The sequence below is a fragment of the Gordonia sp. DT219 genome (assembly GCF_049847065.1).
GTDB lineage: Bacteria > Actinomycetota > Actinomycetes > Mycobacteriales > Mycobacteriaceae > Gordonia.
On sequence record NZ_JBNCNR010000002.1, the window covers coordinates 316433 to 341444 of the forward strand.

Below are 25012 nucleotides of genomic sequence, written 5' to 3' on the forward strand. Positions count from 1 at the left end.
TCTGGCCCTACGGCACCCAGTATGTGACGCGTGACTCAATAACGCAACCCTCGGGTCTGGCTCACATGCGCTGCACCCTTGGATTCACCCCCACGTCCAATCCCGGATCTCCGGGAGATCCTCGAAGTGTTCGCGCACGTAGTCGTGGTGTCTGGCCAACTGCGTCCGGCAATACTCGGCGAGCTCGGTGCCCTTCTCGGGGGCGCGGCGAGAACGTCGAAGAGCCTCGAGTACCAGGTGGTAGCGGCTCATCTTGTTGAGCACCACCATGTCGAACGGAGTCGTCGTGGTGCCCTGCTCGGAGAACCCGCGCACGTGGAAGCGACCCGGATGGGTGCGGCCGTGCACGAGTTGGTGGATGGCCCTGGGATAGCCGTGGAAGGCGAAGACCACATCGGTGTCGCGGGTGAACAGCTCGATGAACTTGTCCTCCGAAAAGCCGTGCGGGTGATCGTTCTGCGGGAGCAGCGCCATCAGATCCATCACGTTGACCACCCGTGTCCGCAGGTACGGCACCCAGTCACGCAGCAACTGCGCGGCGGCCAGCACCTCCTGCGTCGGGACGTCACCGGCGGCGGCGAGCACGACGTCGGGGACCACGGCTTCTCCCGGCCCGTCGTCGCGTGCCTCGGTGCCCGCCCACTCCCAGATGGAGGCGCCCGCCGCGGCCTGTTCGTTGGCCTCGTCGAGGGTCAGGTATTGCAGGTGGGGCTGCTTGTCGGCGACGAGCACGTTGACGTGGTCGCGACTGCGGAAGCAGTGGTCGGCGATCGACAGCAACGAATTCGAGTCCGGTGGCAGCCACACCCGCACGACGTCCGGCGACAGCGGCAGCACCAGGTCGATCAACCCGGGCCCCTGATGGGAGAAGCCGTTGTGATCGTTACGCCAGCAGGTGGAGGTCAGCAGGATGTTGAGCGACGAAACCGGTTCGCGCCAAGGCAATTCCGCGGCGTGCTGCAGCCACTTGGTGTGTTGCACCACCATGGATGCACTCACCATTGCGAAGGCCTCGTACGTCGCGAACAGACCATGTCGGCCGGAGAGCGTGTAGCCCTCGAGCCAGCCCTGGCACAGATGCTCGCTGAGCACCTCCATGACCCGGCCGGATGCCGAGAGATCATCGTCGTACTCGGTGGTCGGAAGCTGCCAGCAACGTTCGGTGACCTCGAAGACGGCGCCGAGACGGTTGCTCGTCGTCTCGTCCGGGCAGAACAGGCGGAAGTTGCCGCCGCCGTCGGGTGTGCCGTTCTCCTGGTAGATGTCGCGCATGAACTCGCCGAGCACGCGGGTCGTCTCGTGGAGCAGCACGCCCGGCGTGGAGATGTCGAGTGCGTACTGCGAGATCGGCGGCAGGCGTAGCGGTTTGAGCAGGCGTCCGCCGTTGGCGTACGGGGTCGCACCCAAACGCAGGTCGCCCTCTGGCGCGAGTGCACGGATGGAGTCGACCACGGTGCCGTTCTCGTCGAAGAGTTCGTCGGGTCGATACGAGCGCAGCCAGTCCTCGAGCATCCGCAGATGCTCGTGGTTCTCCTTGACCCCCGACAGCGGCACCTGATGTGCCCAGTGCGTGCCCTCGATCTTCTTGCCGTCCACGAACTTCGGGCCGGTCCATCCCTTGGGCGTCCGCAGGACGATCGCGGGCCACTTGGCCCGGCCTGCGCCTGCGGAATCGTCCGGGCCGTCGGCGCGCGCGTCGGCCTGGATCGCACGGATCGCCCGGTAGGCATCGGTCAATGCGGTGTGGAGGGCGGGAAACACCTGCTCGGGGTCGTCGCCCTCGACGAATACCGGACGCCAGCCCTGGCCGCCCAGATAGTCGGCGATGTCCGCGTCACTGCTACGGCCGAGGACCGTCGGGCCGGCGATCTTGGCACCGTTGAGGTGCAGGATCGGCAGCACGGCACCGTCGCGGGCCGGATTGAGAAACGCCGGGATCTTCCACGACCCCGCCAGCGGGCCGGTCTCGGCCTCGCCGTCGCCGACCACGGCGGCGACGATCAGATCGGGATCGTCATAGGCGGCCCCGGCGGCGTGCACCAGCGCATACCCGAGCTCACCGCCCTCGTGGATGCTGCCCGGTGTCTGGACGCTGACGTGGCTCGGGATGCCGCCCGGCGTCGAGAACTGCCGGCACAGGCGGCGGACGCCGTCGGCGTCGAGCGAGATGTCCGGGTACACCTCCGAGTACGTGCCCTCGAGGTAGGTGTTGGCCACCAACGCGGGGCCGCCGTGCCCGGGACCGGTGATGTAGAGCCACTCCGATCCGGTCTCGTTGATGAGGCGGTTGAGCACCGTGTAGATGGCCGACAGCCCGGGGCTGGTGCCCCAGTGCCCGAGCAACCGCGGTTTGATGTGGTCGACGGTGAGCGGTTCACGTAGCAAGACGTTGTCCTGCAGATAGATCTGGGCGATATTGAGGTAGTTCGCGGCGGCCCACCATCGCAGGTCCGCCTCGATATCGGCCTTCTCATATGCATGCGCTGCGATTCCGGTGCCTTGGGACATCGTGTGGGCCTCTCACGCCGTTGGATGAATTCCGCGGTTCCTTCTCTCCTTCTTACCGGTGTCGGGCGCTGCTCGTCAGACAAGCTCGTCAATCTGCTCGAGAAAGAGACCTTCGGCCCCATCCGTTCACGTTGCGCTCACCTCGGCGACCGGCCGGCAGCGGCGAGGATGGCGGTGGCAGTCATCGCGACCACGTACGCCGGATCGTTCGCGAGGTCTGCCAGCAGCATGCGCGCGGCACCGCCGGGAATTTCGGCGAGGGCCTGCGTAATCCGCAGCCGCACTTGGTCGCTCGATGTGGGATTGCCCGGAAAGAGGGGACGTTTCAGATCGGCGACGATACGATCGGCGAGGTGCGCGTCTTCGGCGAGCAGCCCGAGTGCCTCGGCCGCCTCGATGTCGCGGCGACCGGCGACGACCATCTCGACCAGTGCGTCGATCGCCGCCACCGAACCACGCTCGGCGAGTTCGACGGCGGCGTGGTCACGCACCGCAGCGGCATCGTCGGCCAGGGCCGAGCGCAGGATCGGCTCGACGCGGTCGGAGTCGATGGCTGCGATCACCCGGACGGCCCGCGCGCGTACCGCCGCGTCCGGCGCTGCGAGCCCCTCGACGAGCGGGTCCAGGACCGCATCGCCGACCCGTGCCAGCGACCAGGCCAGCGTCCCGAAGACATTCGGATCTTGCTCGGCCAGTGCCGCTTTCACGACCTCGGCGACCGGTAGCACATCGTCGTCGGAAGTCAGCACCGCCTGGATGCGCCGGGTCCCGGACGACGACCGGAGATCGCGCAACATCGTCACCACACCCAGCACATCGGTCCAGTCCGCCGGCGACACCGCGGCGACGCGTTCCAACCGGTCGAGCAACACCTCCTCGGCGGCAATGCGGTCGCGGGTTCGCCGGATGAGTTCGTCGACCATCTTTGCCGGGGTGGCGTCGGGGTGGTCCAGCGCGGCAGCCACCTCCGGCAGGGACAGACCGAGCGTGCGCAGGCTCTCCACCTGGAAGAGCCTGCGCAGGTCGCCCGCGGCGTACTGCCGATAGCCGCCGGCGCTGCGTCCGGTCGGCGAGACCAGCCCGAGCCGGTCATAGTGCCGCAGCATGCGCGCCGAGACCCCCGAGCGGCGGGCGACCTCACCGATCAGCATCGACGCCCCGTATCGCCACCCGGCGCGCCTGCTCGAGCGATTCGGTGAACGCCGCGTCGGGGTCGTCGAACAATGAGACCGTGGCCCGCGCGTGGGTACGCGCGGCTTCATCCGCGCTGCTCGACGCGGCCTCGGCGACCGTGTACCCGGCCGCACCGAGCGCGACGAGCGCGCGGCTCAGACTGCGCCGGGCCTCCTCGTCGAGACGTCGGCCCAGCTCCATCGCGAGATCCCCGGCCAGGGCGGGTACGGCATCGGCGGGAGCCAACGCGATTGCCGCGCGCCAGGCCGCGCGAGCGACCTCGTCGTCGGCGTCGTGCAGCATCGCGGCGACGCGCGGCCAAGCCCGCTGGTCTCCGATCTTCGACAGCGTATGGAGCGCTTGGCTTTTCGCCTGAGTGGTGCCGGAGTCGAGTTCGGCGAGCAACCGCGGGACGGTGACGTCGGCGGGCTGCCTGCACAATGCCCACGTCAACATGTCGCGGACGAAGAAGTCCGGCTCCACCGCACTCTGTTCGATCAATCGAGCCGACACTCGTTGGTCCGCCGGGTCTTCGGAACCGAAGGCGCCGACAGACATCGCGGCGCGCAGGCGAACTGACGGGTCGGGATGGCCGAGGGCCCGGAGAAGCTGTTCGATGTGCTCGTCCCGGTTGGTGCTGTGGTTCTCGATGGCGTTCATGTCGACCACCTCCTTCACCACCAGCCAACAGGTTGTCACGGTGTCAAGGTCAAGTCTGCCCCGTGCCGGTCATCGTTTCGTCTCAGCCCCGCCGACGTCAGGAGTCCGGCAGCATCGGGGCGTCCTCACCATGATCGCGCCCGACGAGCACGGCGCGGGTGACGGAGTCTCGTCCGAAGCGGTTGCGCAATTGGTCCATCGCGGCGTCGAGTTGGGGTTGATGGTCGTCCTCGAAGGGCAGGGCCAGTTGCAACGCGTCGTCGTCACCGAGGTTGGTCAGCGACAGACCGATAAGGGTGCAGCCGCGTTCGCGGATGAGCGGGCGCGCCTCATCGAAGAGCGCGCGCGCACAACTCATCAGCACTTCCGTGCGATCGGTCGGCTCGGCCAGGGTACGCGATCGTGTGGCTCGCGAGAAGTCGTGGAAGCGTAGGCGCAACACCACTGTTCGGGATACCCGGTCGGCGGCGCGCAGACGCTTGCCCAATCGTTCGACGATGGCGATGACGGTGGCCTCGATGTCGGCCTCCGCGCGGATTCGACGGCCCAGCGCACGTTGTGAGCCGATGGAGCTACGCCGCCTGCCGGTCTCGACGTGTCGCGGGTCCTGCGCCAGGGACAGGGCGAACAGATGACGCCCGGCGCCGGGACCGACGATGCGGCACAACGACTTCTCGCCGATTGCGGCCATGTCGCCGACCGTAGCGATGCCGGCGTCGGCGAGTTTCGCCTCGGTGACGGGGCCGACTCCCCACAGTCGGCGCACCGGAAGTGGGTGCAGGAACGCCAATTCGGTGCCCGCCGCGACCTCCAGCAAGCCGTCGGGCTTGCCGACCGCGCTGGCGACCTTGGCCAAGAACTTGGTGCGCGCCAGGCCGACGGTGATGGGCAGTCCGACCTCCGTGCGAATCCGCGCCCGCAAGGTCTCGGCGATGGACACGGGGCTGCCGACGAGGCGCCGAAGCCCGGCGACATCGAGGAACGCCTCGTCCACGGAGATGCCCTCGACCAGCGGCGTGGTGTCGCGGAAGATCTCGAACACCGCGCGGCTGGCCTCCATGTACGCGTCGAAACGCGGACGGACCTCGACGGCGCCCGGACAGAGGGCACGCGCCTCACGGCCGGGCATCGGCGTCCGCACGCCGTGGGCCTTGGCCTCGTAGCTCGCGGCGAGAACCACCCCGCCGCCGACGAGCACGGGACGGCCACGCAGCGCCGGATCGTCGCGCTGCTCGACCGATGCATAGAACGAGTCGAGATCGGCGTGCAGGATAGAGGCGTCATGCCTGGCCGCGCTGTCGATTCGCATCGGCGCGTCTCCCTCCCCGCCCTCGCGAATGTGGATATCTATCGAACGTTTGCGCGAATCTTAACGCAGCGGTCCGACGCCGACGAAGCCTGCGGACGAAATCCGAAAATTTCTTCGAGAGAGGGTAGTCAACCGGGCATATCCGGTGTAGACTCGTACGCATGTTCTTGCGAACTTGTGTTCGCAGACTCGCACTGGGGGGTGACAATGACAACGGTTGACCTGCCGGCTCTTGCGCCGGATGAGCAGGTGGCGTTGTTGCATGCCCTTCTCGATCAGATGGGTTCGACGGATCTGTCGCAGTGTTCGGATGAGTCGTTGTTGGAGGTCGCGGCAGCCAATGAACGCGCGATCAACAAGCTGACCTTTCAGGGTGACCGGCAGATCGTCGAGCTATCCGACCGGAATGCGGAGCGCCGGTTCGGGTTTCGGTCGGTGCTCGACATGATGGTCGTCGGGTTGCGGGTGTCGGAGCCGATGCGCCGCCGCAAGCAGATGACCGCCACCGCGACCTTTCACGGGTTGACCGGTGAACCCCTCGCCCCGAAGTATCCGACTCTTGCCGAGGCGTTCGCCGAGGGTGCGGTCGGGCCCGCACATGCGCGGGTGGTGATCGATGTGCTCGACGACATCCCGCATCAGGTCGACCACGACATCAAGGTCAACGCCGAAAAGCAGATGGCCGACTACGCGCGCGTGCACACCCCCGCCGAACTGACGGCGATCGGTGCCCGCCTGATGGCACACTTCGACCCCGATGGCGAGTTGACCGACGACACCGACCGCCAGCAGAAACGCCAAGTGTTCCTCGGCCGCCAAGACACCCAGCAGATGTCGAAGATGACCGGCAAGATGACCCCGGAATGCCGTGCCGACCAAGAAGCCGTGTGGGCGGTATGGGCGGCACCCGGTATGAACAACCCCGACGACCCCGACTCACCGTGGGGTTCCGTCGAAGACGCCGACCCCGAAAAATTGGCGGCCGCGGCCGACCGTGACACCCGCAGCCAAGCCCAACGCAACCATGATGCGATGCAGGCCGTGTACAAACTGGCGTTGCAGTCGGGGGAACTCGGCGAATCCCACCGCGGCTTGCCGGTGCAGTTGATCATCAAAGCCGACCTGACCGATCTGATCAACGAAACCGGCCACGGCGTCACCGCCACCAACAGCCTGCTGCCCATCACCGACGTCATCCGGTTGGCCGCCGACGCTCAACCCTGGTTGGCGGTCTTCGGCGAGCACACCACCGTGCCCCTGTATTTGGGGCGTGCCCGGCTGGCGAGCCGCGGGCAACGGATGGCACTGTTCGCCAAACCCGACGGCCAAGTGTGCTCACACCCCGGGTGCTCACAACCGGCCGCGCATTCGGAGATCCACCACGCCACCCTGGATTATGCGAAGGGCGGGTTGACCAACATCGACGACCTCGCCCCGGCGTGTCCGAAACACAACCGAATGGTCGGCGACAGACTCGGCCAATACACCACCGGCATCTACCGGGACGGCCCCCTGGCCGGGCGGTGTTGGTGGCGGCGCAACGCCGCCCCCGGTGCCCCACCGAACCCGAAACGGGTCAACAAACTGCCCGACGTCGGGCCCGACTTCACCGCCGGGCTCGCGAAGGTGCGTGCCGAAATCCACCGGCAACCACCAGACCCACCCGATACGGGTACACCGTTGCCGGCCGGCAGCACCGGTGCCCACGACGTCGTCGAGATCATCACCTGGGATCCCGCCGACGTACTGAAGGATGCCGTCACACGCTCACCGAGCGAATCGCGCCTACGCCACCTACTCACCACCCGCGGACTCTGACGCTCGCAAAAATCTGCAGCCTTTAGTCGCGGAAACCGCGACTAACTGCTGCAGATTCCCGGTGTGGTCAAGTACCTACCCGCGGCGTGCCCGCAGAACCACATCGTTGATGTGATGCCCGCCGCCGGCCGGACGGCCACGCGCGCGGGTCTCCTGGGTGACGACCGTCCACTCGTCGTCGAGCATTGCGGCGACGTCGTCGGGCAGAACGTAGTCGTCGGGGTCAAAGCCGTGTTCTCGCATGCCTTCTGGCGCATGAGCAACCACGAGAAGGGTGCCACCGGGCCGGACGGCGTCGGCGAGTTTGCGTGCGACGTCACGATCGTCTGCCTTGATCGGGAAGTAGTGTGCGGTCACCAGGTCGAAGTCACGGCCGGGTACATCGTCGACGACGAGATCGGTCTGTAGCCAGGTGATGGACGCGCGCGGATCGATCTCGCGAGCCCGGTCGACGGCCACCTGGGAGATGTCGACGGCGGTGACCTGCCACCCCGCATCGGCCAGCCAACGCGCATCGGCGCCCTCCCCCGACCCCACCTCCAACGCCACGCCCGGCGTCAGGCCCGAAACCTCCACCGGAAGCGCCGGATTGACGTCACTTGTCCACAACCTGTCCGCATCGCGGTAGCGGGCGTCCCATTCCGCCGCGCCGTGCGGGCTTCCTTGCTCGGTACTCATGCCACGACTCTGGCACGCCGAGGTCACCACGTCGATCGTGATTGCCACGATGGCAAGAACCCGCCGTCGCGTGTCCGGGTGGCCGACCCACCGTGGGTGAGGGCAGACTGGGATTCATGGCATTCCCCCTTCGCATCGGTGTCCAGATCCAGCCCCAGCACGCACCCGACTACTCGTTGATCCGCGACGCGGTACTCCGCGCCGAGGACGCCGGGGTCGACGTCGTCTTCAATTGGGATCACTTCTACCCGCTCTATGGCGATCCCGACGGCGCCCATTTCGAATGTTGGACGATGCTGGGTGCCTGGGCCGAGCAGACCGAGCGCGTGGAGATCGGCGCGCTGGTCACCTGCAACTCCTACCGAAACCCCGACCTGCTCGCCGACATGGCGCGCACCGTCGACCACATTTCCGGTGGCCGGCTGATCCTCGGGATCGGTGCGGGCTGGTTCGAGAAGGACTACGACGAATACGGATACGAGTTCGGCACCAAGGGCTCACGCATCGGCGATCTCGGAGAGGCGCTGCCGCGCATCGACTCCCGACTGAAGAATGTCAACCCGGCGCCCACCCGGCACATCCCGGTCCTGATCGGCGGCAGCGGCGAGAAGAAGACACTGCCGCTGGTCGCCCGGTACGGCGACGCCTGGCACGGATTCAATGATGTCGAGACCTACCGCCACAAGGCGAAGGTGCTCGCCGAACATTGCGACGCCGTCGGTCGTGATCCGCAGACCATCGAACGCTCCGCCGCCATCGAATTCAAGGATGACGTGGATTCGCTGCTACGCGACGCCGACGCCATCACCGCCGAGGGCGTCTCGTTGCTGACCGTGGGCATCACCGGTCCCGACTACGACATGACCGCCGTCAAGGCCCTCTGCCGCTGGCGCGGATGACACGAATCGGGTAACACACCTGGCATCGTCGGACGCGCGGGGCCGCGTCCGACGATGCCCTAGATTGATAACCATGCTGTGTTCGGGAGGGTCGGGGGCGTCCCCGCGCGCGATGCGGTCGGTGGGCACGTTCATGTTGGTAGCGGTGGTGCTCCTCGCCTCCGTTCTGCTCGGGGCACCCGGTCGCGCGGGCGCCGAGGCACCGACGCGGCTGCCCGAACCGATCTCCGACCCGGCCGGTGTCCTGCCTGCTGGTCAGCGTGATCAGCTCCAGCGGTCGCTTGACGGTCTCTACAACGACCACAGCGTGCAGCTCTGGGTGGTGTACGTCGGCAACTTCGACGGGCTGACTCCCGAGCAATGGGGGCAGCGCACCGCCGAGCTCAGTGGCCTCGACAATCACGAGGTACTGCTCGCCGTCGCCACCACCGACCGTTCGTACTGGTTCGGTGCCCTGGGTTCGGTCGACGGCGTCTCCCAGTCGGATCTGTCCGACATCGCGACCGGCGACATCGTCCCGGCATTGAAGAAGGGCGACTACGCCGCGGCCGGGGTCGCTGCGGCCGACGGACTCGGTGACGCGCTCACGCCCTCGCACACCGGTCTCATCGTCGTCGGCACGCTGGCCGGTTTGGCGGTTCTCGCCGCCGCCGGCTTGTGGGTCTACTCGCGCCGACGCAAGCACCGGCAGCTGCAGACCGGTCTGGAAAGCATGCGCGAACACGAACTGACCGTCGATCAGCTGGCCGCGCAGCCGCTCGAGGTGCTCGACGCGTGGTCGCGGGAGGTACTCACCGACACCGACAACGCCATCCGCACCAGCGGTGAGGAGTTGCGGCTGGCGGTCGACGAGTTCGGCGAGACCCAGACCGAACCGTTCCGACAGGCCGTGGACGCGGCCAGACAAGCTCTCGCCGCCTCGTTCACGCTGCGGCAGCGGCTCGACGACAACATCCCCGAGACACCCGACGAGCAACGATCCCTGCTCCTGCGCATCATCACCACGTGCACCGGTGCCGACCATGCGCTCGATGAGCAGGCCGCCGCCTTCGACGAGATGCGCAACCTGCTGATCAACGCATCGGCCCGCTTCGACGAGATCACCCGCCGACTCGTCGACATGCGCACCCACGCCGACGCCGCGCAGCAACAACTCGACACACTGGTCGCCACACATGGTGAGCAGACCTGCGCGTCGATCCTGCACAACGTGGCACTGGCGCGGCAGGAAATCGACTTCGCCGAGCGCAGCGCCGATCAGGGCCGCGAGGCCATCGCCCGGCCGGCCGGCGAGCAGGGCCCCGCGGTCGCCGACATCCGCGCGGCGGAGGGCGCCATCGGGCAGGCGACCACCTTGCTCGACGCCATCGACCACGCGGAGGCCAACATCGCCGCCGCACACACCCGGGTGCCCGCGCTGATCACCGAGGTCGAGGGTGAACTGGCCGAAGCGGCACAGCTCGGGGCCGACGGCGGCCCGGAACTGGCGTCCGCGGTGTCGACTGCCACGACCGCACTGGATGCGGCCCGCACCGGATTCGACGCCGACCCGCTCGGGGTGTTCACCACACTCGCCGAGGCCGACGCCACGCTCGACAAGGCTCTCGAAGCCGCCCGGGGAGCGGCGGCCGAACGCAGCCACCGCACCGAACTCCTCACCGCTGCACTGACGTCGGCGCAGGCGAAGGTGTCGGCGGCCCGCGACTTCATCGGCACACGCCGCGGTGCGGTGCAGTCGGTGGCGCGCACCCGGCTCTCCGAGGCGGAGCGGCTGCTGCAGGATGCGCATGCCACCGTCGGCACCGACCCGCAGGCCGCTGCCGACGCCGCCAGGCGCGCGGGTTCGCTGGCCGATCAGGCACTGATGGCCGCGCAGGGCGACGTGGTCAGCTGGCAGCAGAGTCAGCAGCCCCGATCACACGGATCCTCGATGGCCGGAGCGGTTCTCGGCGGCATCCTGGTCGACAGCTTTCTACGCGGCAGCATGCGCGGGGGCGGGGGATTGCGGGGCGGCGGATACGGGGGTGGCGGATACGGGGGCGGCTACACCAGCGGCGGCCGCAGTCCCGGCTCGTTCGGTGGGTCGTCGAGTTCCGGCCGGATAGGTGTCGGCGGCCGGTTCTGACACCACGGTCGGACACGCACCGGCTGTTCGGCTGGTGTTCACAATCTGCTCGCTTTCGGTTCGCCCCGACTCCCTAGCCTCGATTTTTCGTGCCGGTTGTTCAGTGTGCGGGTTTCGCCTCGGATCGGGTTGGTCCGAGGCGGTTTTCGGTGTGTAGGTGTGGGGTGTTGCCCGATGTCGCTCGGGTGGGTGCCGGATTCACTGGCCGGGGTTTGCCTTTCACGGGTCGTAGGGGCAGGAAGTCGTGGTCAGGTGAAGGCACATCGGATCTGGTACCACGCGTCGGCAATCTGTTGTGCCCATTGCCAACTCGAATCGATGCGGAGTCGGATCTTTCGGGCTCCGCGGGTGATTCTGGCGGCCACGTGCAGGACGCGGTAGCGGAAGGTTTCGATCTCACAACGCGCCAGGGCTGGCTCGTCTGCGAAGCCGATGAGTTTGGTCCAGGCGACCAGGTCGGTGGCCGCACCGATGATTTCGAGCCAGGCGGCATTCGCGTCGAAACTGTGGCAGGGCAGGTTGCGTAGCCCGGTGGCCTTGGCCTGACGGATCCGGTCCTCGACCCGCGCGTGTTGACGGTGCCGCAACTCCAGTCCGGCCATCCCACCGGGCACTACCGATGCGCGGGTGTCGGTGATGAATGCGGTCATCCGGTGTCCGTCGGAATCGGTGAAATTGAGCTGCGCACCAGGGTGGGGTCGTTCTTTGCGCAACAGCAGCCTGGTCCCGGCCGGCCAGGACCTGAGGCAGACCAGGTCGGTGGCCTCCCCGATCCAGGCGCCCCCGCGAACCTCGCCGTCGGAATCGATTGCCGGCATCCATCCGGCGGTGGCATTGAGGTGTTCTACAGCATCTCGGACCCGGTGATCAACGGCGAACCCGAACGAGAACTCGACCCCAACCTCGCGGCATGCGGCAGCGAACCCGTGGGTGGCCCCAGCCGAGTCGGAGCGGACCAGGATCTTCTGTCCCCCACCAACGCCTGGCGTGGGACGATAGTCCTGCGGTAGGGATTCCAGCGCCTGATGTAGGACGGTGATGTGGTCGGCGGTGGTATTGCTTCCGGCATTTCCGGGGCGTAGCAGCGCTGCCAATGCTTCACCGCCGGCGATGTCGGCCCGGTCCAGATAGGCCATCAGCGGATGCATTCCGAAGGTTCTTTTCCAGGTCGCGGCCGCGTTCTCTTTGCCTTCGGAGTGATCGATGGTGATGGTGGCATCAACATCGATGTAGAGCCACTCGGTCGCCGGTGCCGCGCCGGCGGCCCAGGCCGCCGCCCGGGCTCGGGCGCGTGCAGTACGAATCTGTGGCAGATGATCAGCATCGATCCGTTCATCGATCAACCGCCACATCGTGGTGGTCGAGGCGGCCGGGCCGAACACTGCGCTACGGCTCCGGGTTGCTTGCGCGGCGATGTCAACGCAGTCGGCGCCGTCGGCGACCGCGGCAACCAGATCAGCAAATACCGCGCCCGGTGCATGCGACCACGGCCCGCGGTAGGTGTCGGCCAACACTGCTGTGACCTGCTCAGATAGGCCAGTCAGGTCCGCGACTTCGCGCACCATTCCAACACCGGCGTGCGAGAGGACCCCGTGTCCGTCGGCCGATACTTTCACTCGCGAAGCCGTTGCGATATTCTTCACCTGCGAAGTGCCTTTCTGCCTGCGTGATGGAGCCCTAGAGAAGTCCCATTATGCCTTGCAGGGAAGGCACTTTCGCTTATCAGCACACCATTTTCCGTGCTTCCGCACGAAAAATCCAGGCTAGGGTCGGACAAGCTTCGCAAACAGCCCTGCGGAGATTCCTTGTCCAGCACTGCCGTCGGGAGGCTATTTCGTGCGTATTCCTTTGCAGCTGTTCACAACTGGCGAGCGGTCGGCTCACTCGTGCAACGATCGGCTGGGGCGCTCCGCCCGCGCACGCATCACCTGCCGCTACAAGTGCGGCGACGCGTGCCGGCAGGAGCCGGGGAACACCAGCGACAACGTCTACTTCCGGGATGTCGTGCGCGCCGGGCTGTCCCGTCGCGGCTTCCTCAAGTCGACGGCGGTGGCAGCGGGCGGCATCGGTGCCGCATCGTTGCTCACCGCGTGCGGTGACGACACTTCCACCGCCGCATCCGAATCACCGCGTGCCGGTATGGATTTCAGTCCGGTGGCACCGAATACCACCGACGCGGTGGTGATACCGGATGGCTACCGGCAGCAGGTCGTCATCCGCTGGGGTGATCCGGTGCTGCCCGGGGCTCCCGCGTTCGACTTCGACAATCAGACGCCCGAGGCGCAGGCCGGGCAGTTCGGCTTCAACAACGACTTCGCCGGCCTGATCCCGATCGACGGGGTCCCCGACCACCACTATCTCGTGGTCAATCAGGAATACACCACCGAGGAATTCATGTTCCGCGGGTACCGCACCAAGGAGCCGACCGAACAACAGGCGCGGATCTCGATGGCCGCGCACGGCATCACCGTCGTCGAGGTCGCCGCGGTGCCACGTTCGGGTGCACTGAGTCCCGTTGTGGGCGAGCGTAATCGAAGGATCACCGCCGCCACCCCGTTCCGGCTGACCGGGCCGGCGGCCGGCAGTGCGTACGTGCGAACCACCGCCGACCCGGCCGGGACCACCGTGCTCGGCACGATCGGCAACTGCTCCGGTGGCATCACGCCGTGGGGCACGATGCTCTCGGGTGAGGAGAACTTCAACAACTACTTCGGCAACGCGAGCCGCGTCACCGACGCCGCGGTCACCGGCAATCTCGAGCGGTACTCCTTTGCCGACGACGCCGACTACCACCAATGGGGACGCTTTGATCCGCGCTTCGATCTTGCGCGAGAACCCAACGAGGCCAACCGGTTCGGATATGTCGTCGAGGTCGACCCGACCGACCCGACGTCGACGCCGATCAAGCACAGTGCACTCGGGCGGCTCAAACACGAGTCGGCGACCATCCACGTGGTCCAAGGCGGTTCGGCGGCGGGGACCGTCGTCGCCTACAGCGGCGACGACGAACGCTTCGAGTACATCTACAAGTTCGTCTCCAGCCGCAAGGTCACCCCGCCTCGGTCGAGGCAAGCACGCGAGGCCAACCTGCGCATCCTCGACGAAGGCACGCTGTACGTGGCGAGCTTCACCGGGGATCACCCCGAGCAGATCGACGGCAGCGGTAGTCTCCCGGCGAGCGGCGGCTTCACCGGCTCCGGTCGCTGGCACCCGCTGCTGACCGTCGACGAAAACGGCACTGCGCATTCACATGTCGACGGCATGACACCCGAGCAGGTCTCGGTGTTCACCCGGGCCGCCGCCGACAAGGCGGGCGCCACCAAGATGGATCGTCCCGAGGACATCGAGCCGCACCCGCAGACCGGCAAGGTCTACTGCGCGCTGACCAACAACACCAAGCGCGGGACCGAGGGCAAGGCGGCCGCCGACACCGCCAACCCGCGCAACGAGAACAAGAACGGTCAGATCATCGAGATCGACGACGACCACGCCGGTACCGAGTTCCATTGGGACCTGCTGCTGGTGTGTGGCGATCCGGCCGAGGCCGACACCTACTATGCGGGCTTCGACAAGACCAAGGTCAGCCCGATCTCCTGCCCCGACAACGTGGCCTTCGATCCGCATGGCAATCTGTGGATCTCCACCGACGGCAATGCGCTCGACAGCAACGACGGCCTGTTCTCGGTGGCCCTCGACGGCGCCCGGCGGGGCGAGACCAAGCAATTCCTCACCGTGCCCAAGGGCGGTGAGACCTGTGGACCCATCGTCGACGCCGAACGTGTCGTGGTCTGCGTCCAGCACCCCGGTGAGGACGACGATCACTCCGCCGACAACCCGATGTCGCACTGGCCCGACGGCGGCTCGTCGCAGCCGCGCCCTGCGGTCGTCGCGGTGTGGCGCGACGGCGGTGGGTCGATCGGCGTCAACGCCTGACGTCGCGGCCCCACACGAAATAGGCGATCGGCCCGAGGTAGTTCACGAAGGACGCGACGACCCACGCCTTCTTGGCGCCCCGGACCTGATCGGCCGGGCGGCGCGACAGATCCCACAACGCCGCCGCCTGCACGACGAGCTGGCCGGCGGCGCCGATCCGTATCACCACGCGGGAGCGCTTCGACAGTTCGGAGAACTTCTTCTTACGTCGAGTCACGTGTGTCACACTATCGGCCCTTTTACTTCGTAGCTCTAAGTATTAGACTGACTAACTGTGAGCGCACCAGTAGAGGACTCCACCGACATCGCCCGGGCCATCCGCCCGGCGGTGACCCGCCTGTACCTGATCCTGCGGCGTCACACACCGATCCCCGAATACTCGGCAGCCCAGGCGTCCGGCCTGGCGACCCTGCTGGATCACGGTGCGATGCGCATGGGTGACTTCGCCGCCCGCGAGTCGATCCGCATGCCCACCGCCACCAGCCTCGTCGACGGACTCATCCGCAACGGACTGGCCCGCCGCGACCCCGATCCCTCCGATCGCCGCGCGGTGCTGGTCTCGCTGACCGACCACGGCCGCTCGGTGTTGCAACGGGTCAGCACGCAACGCGATGACGTTTTGGCCCATGCCATCGCCGAACTCGCCGACGACGACCGCGCCGCGCTGGCCGCCGCCGCACCGGCCCTGAAAGCACTGCAGGAGGTGCTCGAGGGCCGGCAGCCGACCACACCACGCCAACCATCCACGAGGTAGAAATGAGCACACCAACGACCACCGCACATGACGGTGCACACGAGCAGCAGCAGTCCCTGCTGCGCACCTTCGCCCAGCAACCACGGACCGTATGGGTGACCGCCTTCGCCGCGGTCATCGCATTCATGGGCATCGGGCTCGTCGATCCGATTCTCAACAGCATCGCCGAGGCGCTCCACGCGCCGCCGGACAAGCTGACCCTGTTGTTCGGCGTATACGTCGGCGTGCAGTGCGTCGCCATGCTGATCACCGGCTGGACGGCCTACCGATTTGGACCGAAACGCACACTGACAGTTGGGCTTTCGCTCATCGTCATCGCAGCGGGCATCTCCGCCTTCGCCAGTGGCATCGACCAGCTGATCGCCTACCGCGTGATCTGGGGCCTGGGCAACGCGCTGTTCATCGCCACCGCGCTGGCGTTCATCGTCAGCTCCGCCAAGGGTGGCCAGCACGGCGCCATCATGCTGTATGAGGCCGCGCTCGGCGTCGGTCTCGCCGTCGGGCCGCTACTGGGAGCCGTGCTCGGCTCCTGGACCTGGCGTGCACCCTTCGCCGGTACCGCCATCCTCATGCTGATCGGTGCGATCCTCTGTGCGGTGATGCTGCCTGCCGACGGACCGCGCACCGACCGACAGCCGGTGCGGATCGTCGACCCCCTGAAGGCGTTGCGTGACCGCACTCTGTTGATCACGTCGATCGGTTCGGCGTTCTACACCGGCGCGCTGTTCACCGTCATCGCCTGGGCGCCGATCGCGATGGGGCTCAAGCCGATCTGGGCCGGCCTGATCTTCTTCGGATGGGGCCTGCTCACCGCGCTGGCCGGCGTCTTCATCGCGCCGCGCCTGGCCGGGTGGATCGGGCAGCGCGGAGGTGTGATGACTGCGATTGCCGGCTACGCGATCGTGATGGCATTGGCCGGCGTCGGGACCTTCGAGGGACAGGTGTGGCTGATCGGCCTGGCCGTCGTCCTCTCCGGTATCCCCTCGGGCGTGCTCAACACGCTGTTCACCGGCCTCGCAATGGGTTCCGGCGACGGCCACACACCTCGGTCGGTCTCGAGTGCGGGATACTCGTTCCTGCGCTGGGCCGGTGCCGCCGTGGCTGCGGTGCTCGTCGCCCACCTCGCCGAGTGGTTCTCGTCGACCGCCGCCCCCTGGTGGTTCGCCGCCGGCTACTGCGTCGTCGCGGTCATCGCGGTGAGCTTCGTCAAGATCCGCTCCGCGGAGGAACACGACGTCGAAGAAGAAGCCGTGCTGGTGGGTGCCGAAGAGTACTGAGCCCAGATGAACACAGAGTTCTGAGAACCACTGGGACCACACGGATGTCGGGGGACGCGCCACCCGGTTGCATGCAGCCGGGTGGCGCGCTTCGTGTCGCTGCGCCCGCTGTCACCGGGTGCGCCCGTCGTACCTTTCGCGCGCGGTGATGACCTCTTCGATGTGCAGCACGGACCACTCCGTGAGCGCCCTCAGCGGTTCTCGCAACGTCTGGCCGAGCGCGGTCAGCTCGTACTCCACATGTGGCGGCACCTCGGGGTAGACGGTCCGACTGACCAGTCCATCGCGTTCGAGGGTTCGCAGCGTCTGGGTGAGCATCTTCTCGCTCACGCCCGCCAGCGCCTGCCGGAGCCGGCCGAACCGGGAGATCCCGTTTCGGCCGAGTTCGCCCAGCACGAGGACTGCCCACTTGCTGCCGATCTGGTCGAGCAGGTCCCGCGACGGGCACCCGCGCTCGTACGGATCGAATGACGGTATGCGCTCGGTCACGTTCTCGATAGCAGTCACCCGCCTCACCTCCATCCTTTCGCTTCGGTAAGTACCCTACCAACGAGTGGCTACTTCCCAACAGAGAGTGTTCAGCTCATGGTGGGTTCATCCGCCCCGCGGACCGGCCGCGGCACGCGTGCGAGGCACGTTGCGGAACGAACTGGAGAAGGGATCATCATGTCGATCGTCGTCACCGGAGCCACCGGCCAGCTGGGCAGGCTCACCGTCGAGGCCCTGTTGCGCCGCGGAATCCCGGCCGGGGACATCATCGCCACCGGCCGGGACATCACCAGGATCAAGGACCTGGCCGACCGCGGTATCACGGTGCGCCGCGCCGACTTCGCCGATCCCGACAGCTTGGCCGAGGCATTCGAGGGGGCGGACGAGCTGCTACTGATCTCGGCTTCGGTTCCCGTGGGCGAGCGGGTCGCCAACCACCGGCGCGTGATCGACGCCGCGGCGTCGGCGGGCGTGTCGCTGGTGGTGTACACGAGCACGACGCACGCGGACACGGCCGGCAGCGTCCTCGGGAACACACACCGTGAGACCGAGAAATATCTCCGGGACCGCGGAATCCCCAGCGTGATGCTGCGCAACAGCTGGTACCTGGAGAATTACACCGCGCATCTGCCGCAGATCCTGGGCAACGGCGTCGTCGTCGGCGCCGCAGGCGAGGGACGGATCAGCGGCGCGACCCGCGCCGACTACGCCGAGGCCGCAGCGGTGGTCCTCACCACCGAAGGTCACATCGGTGCCGTGTACGAGCTCGGGGGCGACGAATCGTTTACCCTGACCGAGCTCTCCGGCGCGATCTCCGCCGCGGCCGGACAGCAGGTCACCTATGCCGACCTGCCGGTGTCCGAACTCGCTCAGGTCCTGACCGCCGCAGGCCTGCCCGGCGAGCTGGCGGAGGTCCTCGCCGATGCCGACCGGGCCATGAGCCGCGGCGAGATGTTCACCGACTCCGGCGACCTGCATCGCCTGATCGGCCGCCCGCCGGTGACCCTGGCCGTGGCACTCCCAGTCGCCCTATCCCGCTGACGCGCTGCATCACCGGCGCACTGCATCACCGGCGCACTGCATCACCGACGCCCTTTATCACCGAGGTCGAATTCCTGGACTCGCCGGGTTGCTCGGAGCGCTGATGGTGATCGGCGATTCACAATTGCCTCAGTCCAGCCAATCCAGCACCGACGCCGCCGTCCAGCTCTGCTGCATGCTGCCGAGTGGTTCGCCGGTGAAGGGCTCGTAGTACTCGGCAAAGGCGCCGTCGGTCGCCTGCCGCAGGCCTTCATCACGCAGGCGCGCCGAACGCTCGGGCCAGCCGCGGCGGGCGAAGGCCCAGCTGAACAGCCACGTCATCACCGGCCAGACCGGGCCGCGCCAGTACTCGCGCGGGCGGAAGTCCTGCGAGATCGGCGACGTCGAGGGCGGCACCGCGTACCGCAGGTCGGGATGACCGCAGAACCGCGGACCGTCGAACAGGCGCAGCAGAGCCCGCTCCTGATCGCGGGACAGGCCACCGCACAGCAGCGGGGCGAACTGCGCGATCGTCTCGGTGGTGATCCACTTGTTGGCCCGCAGGTCGAAATCCCTTGCCGCGCCGTTACGTTCGTTGGATGCCGCCGCGACGCCGGTTCGGAATCGGTCGGCCCACGCGCGCAGATCGCGGACGTCGGAGCGCGGTTTGGAGTAATCCTCACCGATCGTCGCGAGCACGTCGCAGGCGAGCGCAAAGATGGCGCTGACGAAGACGTCCTCGACCTCGAAGCTCATCACCTTCGGGAGCAGCGCGTCGTCGTAGCCGGCGCGTTTCATCTCCTCGACCAGCCAGATGTAGCGGTCGTACTCGAGGTCGCTGGGCCGCATCGACAGATCGGAGACATGGTGGAGATCGGCGCGCTGATAGGGCGGCAGATCATCGCCCGGGATGACGCCGGCGTATGGCTTGTCCCAGCGCGGCGAGTTGTCCATGCCCGACTCCCACCCGTGGTAGATGGTGATGCGGCCGTGCCCGTCCGGGTCGCGGGCGTGCGCCAGCCACCGATGCCAGCGCACCAACGCTCCCCAGCGGCGGTCGATGAACTCGTTGGCCATCGACCGGGTGGTGCGCCCGTGGCGGCGGGAATGGTCGAGGATGCGCTGCACGGCGATCGCATGCACCGGCGGCTGCGTGATGCCGGAGGTGTCGGGGTAGTCGGGGGCGCACTCTGCCAGTCGAGCGCATTCCCAGCGGCGCGGACCGGGAAAGTACCCGTCGCGGCCGTTGGCGAACACGATGTGCGGGATCATCCCGTTGGACCATTGCGCCGAGAGCAACGTGTCCATCTCGATGACGGCTCGCTCCACCGACAACGGCGCCAGCCCCACGGTGACGAATGCCGCATCCCAGCTCCACATGTGCGGATAGAGCCTGGGTGCGGCACTGGTCATCGTGCCGAGGTCGTTGCCGCGCAGCAGGTAGGCGGCACGGGCCGCGAGCTGCGTCGGCGTGAATCCATTGCGCGCCATGCGGCGATTCTGCCCCGCGGCGGCATGGGTTGCCCGACGAGTGCCGGCGGGCACGGCACGACGGCGCCGGGCCGGGCGGTCTCTACGCTTGGGTCATGCCCACCGCACTGATCACCGGGGCGAGCCGCGGCCTCGGCGCAGCCATCGCCCGCCGACTCGCCCCCACCCACGATCTCCTGATCGGGGGGCGCCCGTCGGCCGGACTCGACGCCCTGGCCGGCGAACTGCGTGCGGCCACCTTTGCCGTCGATCTGACCGATCACGAGGCGGTCGCGGCCGCGGCGGCATCGATCTCGTCGCTCGACGTGCTCGTCCACAGCGCAGGTGCCGGGAGCACCCTGTCACCGGTCGCGCAGACGTCCGTCGAGGAGTGGCGACAGATGCTCGAGGTGAACCTGATCTCCGCCGCCGAGCTCACGCGAGTGCTGTTGCCTGCGCTACGCTCGGCCGGCGGTCACGTCGTCTTCATCAATTCGGGTGCAGGAAAGCGCGCGAATCCGCGGTGGGCTCCTTATGCCGCAAGCAAATTCGGGCTACGAGCGTTGGCCGACGCCCTACGCGCCGAAGAACCGGACCTGCGGGTGACCTCGGTGTTCCCGGGCCGCATCGACACCGACATGCAACGGGATCTGATCGCGATCGAGGGCAAGGACTACGACCCGGACGCGTTCCTGCGACCGGACACCGTCGCGGCGGCCGTCGTCCATGCCGTCGGCACGCCGGCCGACGCCCATCCGACCGAGATCGTGCTGCGGCCGACCGGACGTTAGCGGCGTCGTCAGAGCTGTACGAGGTCGCTCGCCTGCCAGACCGCTCGCATCGAGGAGACCTTGCCCGCCTCGTCGAAGACCATGACGTCGACCGGGGTGATCTCGAAGCGCATCCCGGAGGTGCCGGTGACGAGGGTGAACTCGAAGACCGCGGTGTCGCCGGCCACCTTCTTCCACTTCAGCGTGGCGGTGCGCTCGTCCATGTTGGTGATGACGGAGTAGAACTCGACGAGCTGCTCGCGGGTGTTGCGGACGTCGGTGCCGATCGGGTCCTCGACCGTGGCGTCGGAGGCGTAGAGATCGGCGATCTGCTCGGCGGTCCCGTTGGTCAGCAAGTCGATGTAGGCATCGACGACCGCGGTGATCCGGTCCGCGAGATCGGCTCCGGCGGCATTGTCCTGCTCGACAGTCATCGAGTTTCCCCTCTGCTCAGAATTAGAACGTGTTCTCGTTTGACGATAGCAGGGGCGGCCTCGACATAGGGGCTCACGCCGGGATCTCCGTCAGCTGACTTCGGTCGATCCAAGCCACGTAGGATGGGGACGTGAAGCTGACCGGAACGTTGTCCGACCGTGACAGTTGGCGTGCCACCGAATGCTCGATCGACAAGGCCGTCGGCGTCGTCGGCACCCGTTCGGCGTTACTGATCCTGCGCGAGGCGTTCTACGGCGCCACCCGTTTCGACGAATTCGTGCGCCGGGTGGGCATTTCCGAGGCGGTGGCCTCCGCGCGCCTGCGTGAGCTCACCGATGCCGGGATCTTCGTCAAGGTCCCCTACCGCGAACCGGGTCAGCGCGCGAGGTACGAATACCAGTTGACCGATGCGGGCCGTGAACTTCTGCCGGTGGTGCTCGGACTCATGCAGTGGGGTGACCGGCATCTGCAATCCGACGGCGCTCCGCTGCGCCTGCGGGCCGAGGACGGATCACCGGTCCGGGTCGAGGTGCGATCGGCATCGGGCGATCTCCTCACCGGCGACGACATCGCCGTATCGTACGCGCGCAAACGCACGCCCCGCCCGTCATCCAGATAGCCGATCGGGCCGGCGTCCACAGGGCAGCGGACATCGCCGGTTTGATAGGTTCGCGCTCGAATGTCCCGGCGACCACGCCGGCGCGCCGACCGTCCTGCCGAGGAGCCACCATGACCGAGTCCCCGGGACACGGCTTCCCGGAACCGGAATGGGGTTCGGCCACCGGCGACCCGCGATCGAGCCGGGGACCCGACCGGTCGGCGGTACCGCCACCGTGGCCGCCACCGGTGCCCGCCCACAAGCCGGGAGTGATCCCGTTGCGTCCGCTCGGCCCCGGCGACATCGTCGGCGCGACGTTCGCCGCGGTCTTCGGCAATCCGCGCGTCTACTTCGGGATGTCGGCCGTCGTCACCGTGGCCACGGTCATCGTGGCTCTCGTCATCGATCTCGTGATCGGTGTCGCGGTGGGAGTCATCGGCGGGGACGGTCTCCCGAATCCGCGTGCGGCCCTCACGTCGGCGTCCGGTGTCGCCACCGACGCCGGGTCGGTGGCCGGCTGGCTCCTCGCCGGCGTCGTGGCCTATCCCGTTGCCCGTGACGTGATCGGTGTGCGTGCCGGCCTGCGCGAATCGTGGCGGTTCGGGCGTCCGTTCGTCGGTCGGCTCATCGGTACCGTGCTGCTGCTGGCGGTCGGCCTCGTCCTCGTCGCGGCACCGGCCATCGCGCTGCTGCTCGTCGGCATCGGCTCTCCCGATCTCGACGTCCTGCTCGCGGTGGCCGTGGCGTCGGTACTCCTGATCATTCCGGTGGTGTGGCTGGCCGTCCGCCTGTCGGTGGCCATGCCGGCGGTCACGATCGACAACCTCTCGCCGCCGGCCGCCATCGCCCGGTCGTTTACGTTGACCCGCGGCCTGTTCGCCCGTTACTTCACCGTGTTCGTCATCCTGGGCATCCTCGCGACCGTCGTCGACACCGTGCTCTCGGGGCTCGTGGGTCTGATCACCGACGTCGTCGGGAGCACCGCCGGTGACGTCGTCGGCCTCGTCACCGCGGTGCTCGTCACGGTCATCCTGGCGCCGATGTTCGCGGTGGCCTCGTCGGTGGTGCACACCGACTCGCGAATCCGCAAGGAAGGCTTGGACATTGCGCTGACACAGCTCGTGGCCGACAGAGAGGGGCCACCATGGGTGTCTCGCTGACGGTCCTCGCCGACGGGCTGTCACCCGACAACGGCCAAGCGCGCGACTGGGCCCGTGACGCGTGGACCAGCCCCCAGCCGAGCGCCCTCGACCGGCTGAGCGACGACATCGGAAGCTGGATCTACCAACGGTTCGCCGACGTGGCAGGCATCGGCAAGACCATCCCGGGGATCATCGCGATCGTCGTCGTCGTGCTGCTGGTGGCATTGATCATCTACGCGCTCCGGTTCGTGCGGCGCACCCCGCGTAGCGCCGTCACCGACGGACACCACCGGGTACTGACCGACGATCCGACGTCGGCGGCCGCCCATCGCGCACGCGCCGAGGAGTTGTTGGCCGCCGGCGACAACGCCGGCTGTATCCGGGAGGCGATGCGCGCACTCACCCGCCGCAGCATCGAACGATCGCTCCTCGACGACACGCCGTCACTGACCGCACATGAGGTCGCCGTCCGGCTGCAGCCGGCGTTCGGGGAATTCGCCATCAGCCTGACCGAAGCCGCCGGCCTCTTCGACCGGGTCGTGTACGGCCACGCGACCGCGACCGCCGAACAAGCGCGGTCGGTCCTGACGCTCGACGCCGACCTGAAGTCCGCGCGCCCGTCCGGCACCGTCGGCGACGCGGCCACGGCCTACGCGGTGCCGCGATGAGCACCACGAGCGCTGTGCGCACCTCGAGCGCACCGCCGCACGGCACACCGCCCCGCCGGCCGCGACGCTGGATCTGGTGGGTGATCGGCGGAGTCGTCGTCGCGGTCGTGGTGATCCTGCTGCTGTTGACCATCGCATCCGCGGCGAACAACGCCCATCCCACGAGCTCCGCCCCCCTCGACCCGGCCGACCACGGCGAGGCCGGCACCAGCGCGCTGGCATCGATCCTCACCGGCCACGGGGTGGACGTGGCGACGGTGCGCGGACTCGACGCGCTGCGCGCCACCGAGCGGCCCGGTGCCGACACGACCGTGGTGATCAGCGGCGCAGCAAGCATGTCCGCCCCGGTGGCCGGCGTCGTCGGCGACCGGATTCGTGACGCGCATCGAGTCGTGGCGATCGACCCGTCGCAGTCGGCGCTGTCGGTGTTGGCGCCCGGGATCACGGTGTCCTACAACAACACTCCCACGCCGACGAGTACAGCCGAATGTGCGGTGCCCGGTGTCTCTCCCGGTGACGTCGTCTCCGCCGATCCATCGTTGCGCCTGCTGCGCGAGACGGACGTGGACCCGTCGACCACCGGCTGCTTCGGCCGCGGGCACGACGGCGGCTACGACATGGTGATCAGCGCACCCACGCCCGCGGGGCCGCCGGTCGTCGCGATGACCGGCACGATGACCCTCAACAAGAACCTCGGCCGGTACGACAACGCCGGCGTCAGCGTGCGCACCATCGCCACCTCCGACCATGTCCTCTGGTACGTCCCCCTACCCGGTGACCGGATCGATGAGCCGGCCTCGCACCAGGGCACCGAACAGTCGGTGTTCCCTCGGGCCGTGGGCCCGATGTTCCTGCTCGCATTCTTTGCGGTGCTCGCGCTCGTGGTGTGGCGTGGCCGACGGGTGGGACCGCTGTCGACCGAGCCACTGCCCGCGGTCGTGAAGGCCATCGAGACAACGCAATCCCGCGGACGCATGTATCGCCGCGCCGCCGCCGATCGTGCGGCCGCGGTGCTGCGCGTACGCACCATTGCGCGGCTGGCCGCCTACCTCGGTGTGCCGTATGACCCCGGTCGCGCCCTGGCGGCTCTCGACGACGGGCACCCGTCGACCCCGGATCCGGTACTCGCCACGGTCATCTCGGCAATCGCGACAGCCACCGGGCGCGACCGGACCGCGCTGATGGCCCTGCTCGACGGACCGTTGCCGCGCACCGACGACGATCTCGTCCGCTTCACCGACGCCCTGACCACCCTCGACAAGGAAGTTCGCCGCGCACCATGAATC

At 67.7% G+C, this 25012-nt stretch carries 22 protein-coding genes; 12 read left to right on the plus strand and 10 right to left on the minus strand.

Going from position 1 to position 25012, the window contains the following annotated elements; genetic code table 11:
* Positions 1 to 84: 84 nt before the first annotated feature.
* The 4 genes from ACPXB3_RS04890 to dinB all read right to left on the minus strand — a co-directional run bounded on the left by ACPXB3_RS04890 (position 85) and on the right by dinB (position 5650).
* Positions 85 to 2508 (minus strand): phosphoketolase family protein, encoded by a 2424-nt coding sequence (locus ACPXB3_RS04890; RefSeq protein ID WP_425726729.1) that lies wholly within the window; start codon positions 2506 to 2508, stop codon positions 85 to 87.
* Between the two features lie 137 nt (positions 2509 to 2645).
* The gene (locus ACPXB3_RS04895; protein ID WP_425706163.1) at positions 2646 to 3659 is read right to left on the minus strand and encodes a HEAT repeat domain-containing protein; all 1014 of its coding nucleotides are present in this window, start codon (positions 3657 to 3659) and stop codon (positions 2646 to 2648) included.
* On the minus strand, positions 3646 to 4341 hold the full coding sequence (locus ACPXB3_RS04900) for a HEAT repeat domain-containing protein (RefSeq protein WP_425706244.1): 696 nt from the start codon (positions 4339 to 4341) through the stop codon (positions 3646 to 3648). The genes ACPXB3_RS04895 and ACPXB3_RS04900 overlap by 14 nt, the downstream gene beginning before the upstream one ends.
* A gap of 97 nt (positions 4342 to 4438) precedes the next feature.
* A complete protein-coding gene (gene dinB, locus ACPXB3_RS04905) occupies positions 4439 to 5650 on the minus strand; it encodes a DNA polymerase IV (RefSeq protein WP_425726730.1) in 1212 nt (403 codons plus the stop codon).
* Positions 5651 to 5857: 207 nt separating this feature from the next.
* Here dinB and ACPXB3_RS04910 point away from each other — a divergent pair, with 207 nt between their 5' ends.
* Positions 5858 to 7468, plus strand: a complete 1611-nt coding sequence (locus ACPXB3_RS04910; protein WP_425726732.1) for a DUF222 domain-containing protein — start codon at positions 5858 to 5860, stop codon at positions 7466 to 7468.
* A 75-nt stretch (positions 7469 to 7543) separates the two neighbouring features.
* Here ACPXB3_RS04910 and ACPXB3_RS04915 read toward each other — a convergent pair whose 3' ends face one another.
* Complete coding sequence (locus ACPXB3_RS04915; RefSeq protein ID WP_425726734.1) at positions 7544 to 8146, minus strand: class I SAM-dependent methyltransferase; 603 nt, start codon at positions 8144 to 8146, stop codon at positions 7544 to 7546.
* 116 nt (positions 8147 to 8262) lie between these two features.
* Between ACPXB3_RS04915 and ACPXB3_RS04920 the strand changes: the two genes are divergently transcribed.
* Together ACPXB3_RS04920 and ACPXB3_RS04925 are read left to right on the plus strand one after the other, a co-directional pair.
* Positions 8263 to 9045, plus strand: coding sequence for an LLM class F420-dependent oxidoreductase (locus tag ACPXB3_RS04920; protein ID WP_425705308.1), 783 nt, complete (start codon positions 8263 to 8265; stop codon positions 9043 to 9045).
* A gap of 73 nt (positions 9046 to 9118) precedes the next feature.
* On the plus strand, positions 9119 to 11170 hold the full coding sequence (locus ACPXB3_RS04925; RefSeq protein ID WP_425726736.1) for a TPM domain-containing protein: 2052 nt from the start codon (positions 9119 to 9121) through the stop codon (positions 11168 to 11170).
* Positions 11171 to 11418: 248 nt separating this feature from the next.
* Here the strand turns inward: ACPXB3_RS04925 and ACPXB3_RS04930 are convergent, their stop codons facing one another.
* Entirely contained in the window at positions 11419 to 12813 is a 1395-nt protein-coding gene (locus tag ACPXB3_RS04930; RefSeq protein ID WP_425726738.1) for an IS1380 family transposase, read from the minus strand.
* 193 nt (positions 12814 to 13006) lie between these two features.
* Between ACPXB3_RS04930 and ACPXB3_RS04935 the strand changes: the two genes are divergently transcribed.
* The gene (locus ACPXB3_RS04935; protein ID WP_425705310.1) at positions 13007 to 15103 is read left to right on the plus strand and encodes a PhoX family protein; all 2097 of its coding nucleotides are present in this window, start codon (positions 13007 to 13009) and stop codon (positions 15101 to 15103) included.
* On the opposite strand, the gene ACPXB3_RS04940 is transcribed toward ACPXB3_RS04935, so the two are convergent.
* Positions 15093 to 15320, minus strand: coding sequence for a PLD nuclease N-terminal domain-containing protein (locus ACPXB3_RS04940; RefSeq protein ID WP_425726740.1), 228 nt, complete (start codon positions 15318 to 15320; stop codon positions 15093 to 15095). The two genes, ACPXB3_RS04935 and ACPXB3_RS04940, sit on opposite strands and share 11 nt — an antisense overlap.
* A 57-nt stretch (positions 15321 to 15377) precedes the next feature.
* On the opposite strand from ACPXB3_RS04940, the gene ACPXB3_RS04945 reads away from it, so the two are divergent.
* Together ACPXB3_RS04945 and ACPXB3_RS04950 are read left to right on the plus strand one after the other, a co-directional pair.
* The gene (locus tag ACPXB3_RS04945; protein ID WP_425705312.1) at positions 15378 to 15857 is read left to right on the plus strand and encodes a MarR family winged helix-turn-helix transcriptional regulator; all 480 of its coding nucleotides are present in this window, start codon (positions 15378 to 15380) and stop codon (positions 15855 to 15857) included.
* 2 nt (positions 15858 to 15859) lie between these two features.
* A complete protein-coding gene (locus tag ACPXB3_RS04950; RefSeq protein WP_425726742.1) occupies positions 15860 to 17134 on the plus strand; it encodes an MFS transporter in 1275 nt (424 codons plus the stop codon).
* Positions 17135 to 17245: 111 nt separating this feature from the next.
* On the opposite strand, the gene ACPXB3_RS04955 is transcribed toward ACPXB3_RS04950, so the two are convergent.
* Complete coding sequence (locus tag ACPXB3_RS04955) at positions 17246 to 17641, minus strand: winged helix-turn-helix transcriptional regulator (RefSeq protein WP_425705314.1); 396 nt, start codon at positions 17639 to 17641, stop codon at positions 17246 to 17248.
* Positions 17642 to 17800: 159 nt separating this feature from the next.
* Between ACPXB3_RS04955 and ACPXB3_RS04960 the strand changes: the two genes are divergently transcribed.
* Positions 17801 to 18664 (plus strand): SDR family oxidoreductase, encoded by an 864-nt coding sequence (locus ACPXB3_RS04960; protein ID WP_425726744.1) that lies wholly within the window; start codon positions 17801 to 17803, stop codon positions 18662 to 18664.
* A 129-nt stretch (positions 18665 to 18793) separates the two neighbouring features.
* Here ACPXB3_RS04960 and ggh read toward each other — a convergent pair whose 3' ends face one another.
* The gene (gene ggh / locus ACPXB3_RS04965; RefSeq protein WP_425705316.1) at positions 18794 to 20134 is read right to left on the minus strand and encodes a glucosylglycerate hydrolase; all 1341 of its coding nucleotides are present in this window, start codon (positions 20132 to 20134) and stop codon (positions 18794 to 18796) included.
* Between the two features lie 95 nt (positions 20135 to 20229).
* On the opposite strand from ggh, the gene ACPXB3_RS04970 reads away from it, so the two are divergent.
* Positions 20230 to 20904, plus strand: a complete 675-nt coding sequence (locus ACPXB3_RS04970; protein WP_425705317.1) for an SDR family oxidoreductase — start codon at positions 20230 to 20232, stop codon at positions 20902 to 20904.
* Between the two features lie 8 nt (positions 20905 to 20912).
* On the opposite strand, the gene ACPXB3_RS04975 is transcribed toward ACPXB3_RS04970, so the two are convergent.
* Entirely contained in the window at positions 20913 to 21317 is a 405-nt protein-coding gene (locus ACPXB3_RS04975) for a nuclear transport factor 2 family protein (protein WP_425726746.1), read from the minus strand.
* Between the two features lie 131 nt (positions 21318 to 21448).
* Here ACPXB3_RS04975 and ACPXB3_RS04980 point away from each other — a divergent pair, with 131 nt between their 5' ends.
* The 4 genes from ACPXB3_RS04980 to ACPXB3_RS04995 all read left to right on the plus strand — a co-directional run bounded on the left by ACPXB3_RS04980 (position 21449) and on the right by ACPXB3_RS04995 (position 25009).
* Positions 21449 to 21937 (plus strand): winged helix-turn-helix transcriptional regulator, encoded by a 489-nt coding sequence (locus ACPXB3_RS04980; protein WP_425705319.1) that lies wholly within the window; start codon positions 21449 to 21451, stop codon positions 21935 to 21937.
* A 110-nt stretch (positions 21938 to 22047) separates the two neighbouring features.
* Positions 22048 to 23076, plus strand: a complete 1029-nt coding sequence (locus ACPXB3_RS04985; protein ID WP_425726748.1) for a glycerophosphoryl diester phosphodiesterase membrane domain-containing protein — start codon at positions 22048 to 22050, stop codon at positions 23074 to 23076.
* Positions 23061 to 23726 (plus strand): DUF4129 domain-containing protein, encoded by a 666-nt coding sequence (locus ACPXB3_RS04990; RefSeq protein ID WP_425726750.1) that lies wholly within the window; start codon positions 23061 to 23063, stop codon positions 23724 to 23726. The genes ACPXB3_RS04985 and ACPXB3_RS04990 overlap by 16 nt, the downstream gene beginning before the upstream one ends.
* Positions 23723 to 25009 (plus strand): DUF4350 domain-containing protein, encoded by a 1287-nt coding sequence (locus tag ACPXB3_RS04995; protein ID WP_425726752.1) that lies wholly within the window; start codon positions 23723 to 23725, stop codon positions 25007 to 25009. Before ACPXB3_RS04990 ends, ACPXB3_RS04995 begins: the two co-directional genes overlap by 4 nt.
* Positions 25010 to 25012: the final 3 nt, after the last annotated feature.

Coding starts and splice junctions, on each gene's coding strand:
- ACPXB3_RS04890 (WP_425726729.1), bottom strand. CDS start 2,508: ATGTCCCAAGGCACCGGAATCGCAGCGCATGCATATGAGAAGGCCGAT.
- ACPXB3_RS04895 (WP_425706163.1), bottom strand. CDS start 3,659: ATGCTGATCGGTGAGGTCGCCCGCCGCTCGGGGGTCTCGGCGCGCATG.
- ACPXB3_RS04900 (WP_425706244.1), bottom strand. CDS start 4,341: ATGAACGCCATCGAGAACCACAGCACCAACCGGGACGAGCACATCGAA.
- dinB (WP_425726730.1), bottom strand. CDS start 5,650: ATGCGAATCGACAGCGCGGCCAGGCATGACGCCTCTATCCTGCACGCC.
- ACPXB3_RS04910 (WP_425726732.1), top strand. CDS start 5,858: ATGACAACGGTTGACCTGCCGGCTCTTGCGCCGGATGAGCAGGTGGCG.
- ACPXB3_RS04915 (WP_425726734.1), bottom strand. CDS start 8,146: ATGAGTACCGAGCAAGGAAGCCCGCACGGCGCGGCGGAATGGGACGCC.
- ACPXB3_RS04920 (WP_425705308.1), top strand. CDS start 8,263: ATGGCATTCCCCCTTCGCATCGGTGTCCAGATCCAGCCCCAGCACGCA.
- ACPXB3_RS04925 (WP_425726736.1), top strand. CDS start 9,119: ATGCTGTGTTCGGGAGGGTCGGGGGCGTCCCCGCGCGCGATGCGGTCG.
- ACPXB3_RS04950 (WP_425726742.1), top strand. CDS start 15,860: ATGAGCACACCAACGACCACCGCACATGACGGTGCACACGAGCAGCAG.
- ACPXB3_RS04960 (WP_425726744.1), top strand. CDS start 17,801: ATGTCGATCGTCGTCACCGGAGCCACCGGCCAGCTGGGCAGGCTCACC.
- ggh (WP_425705316.1), bottom strand. CDS start 20,134: ATGGCGCGCAATGGATTCACGCCGACGCAGCTCGCGGCCCGTGCCGCC.
- ACPXB3_RS04970 (WP_425705317.1), top strand. CDS start 20,230: ATGCCCACCGCACTGATCACCGGGGCGAGCCGCGGCCTCGGCGCAGCC.
- ACPXB3_RS04975 (WP_425726746.1), bottom strand. CDS start 21,317: ATGACTGTCGAGCAGGACAATGCCGCCGGAGCCGATCTCGCGGACCGG.
- ACPXB3_RS04985 (WP_425726748.1), top strand. CDS start 22,048: ATGACCGAGTCCCCGGGACACGGCTTCCCGGAACCGGAATGGGGTTCG.
- ACPXB3_RS04990 (WP_425726750.1), top strand. CDS start 23,061: ATGGGTGTCTCGCTGACGGTCCTCGCCGACGGGCTGTCACCCGACAAC.
- ACPXB3_RS04995 (WP_425726752.1), top strand. CDS start 23,723: ATGAGCACCACGAGCGCTGTGCGCACCTCGAGCGCACCGCCGCACGGC.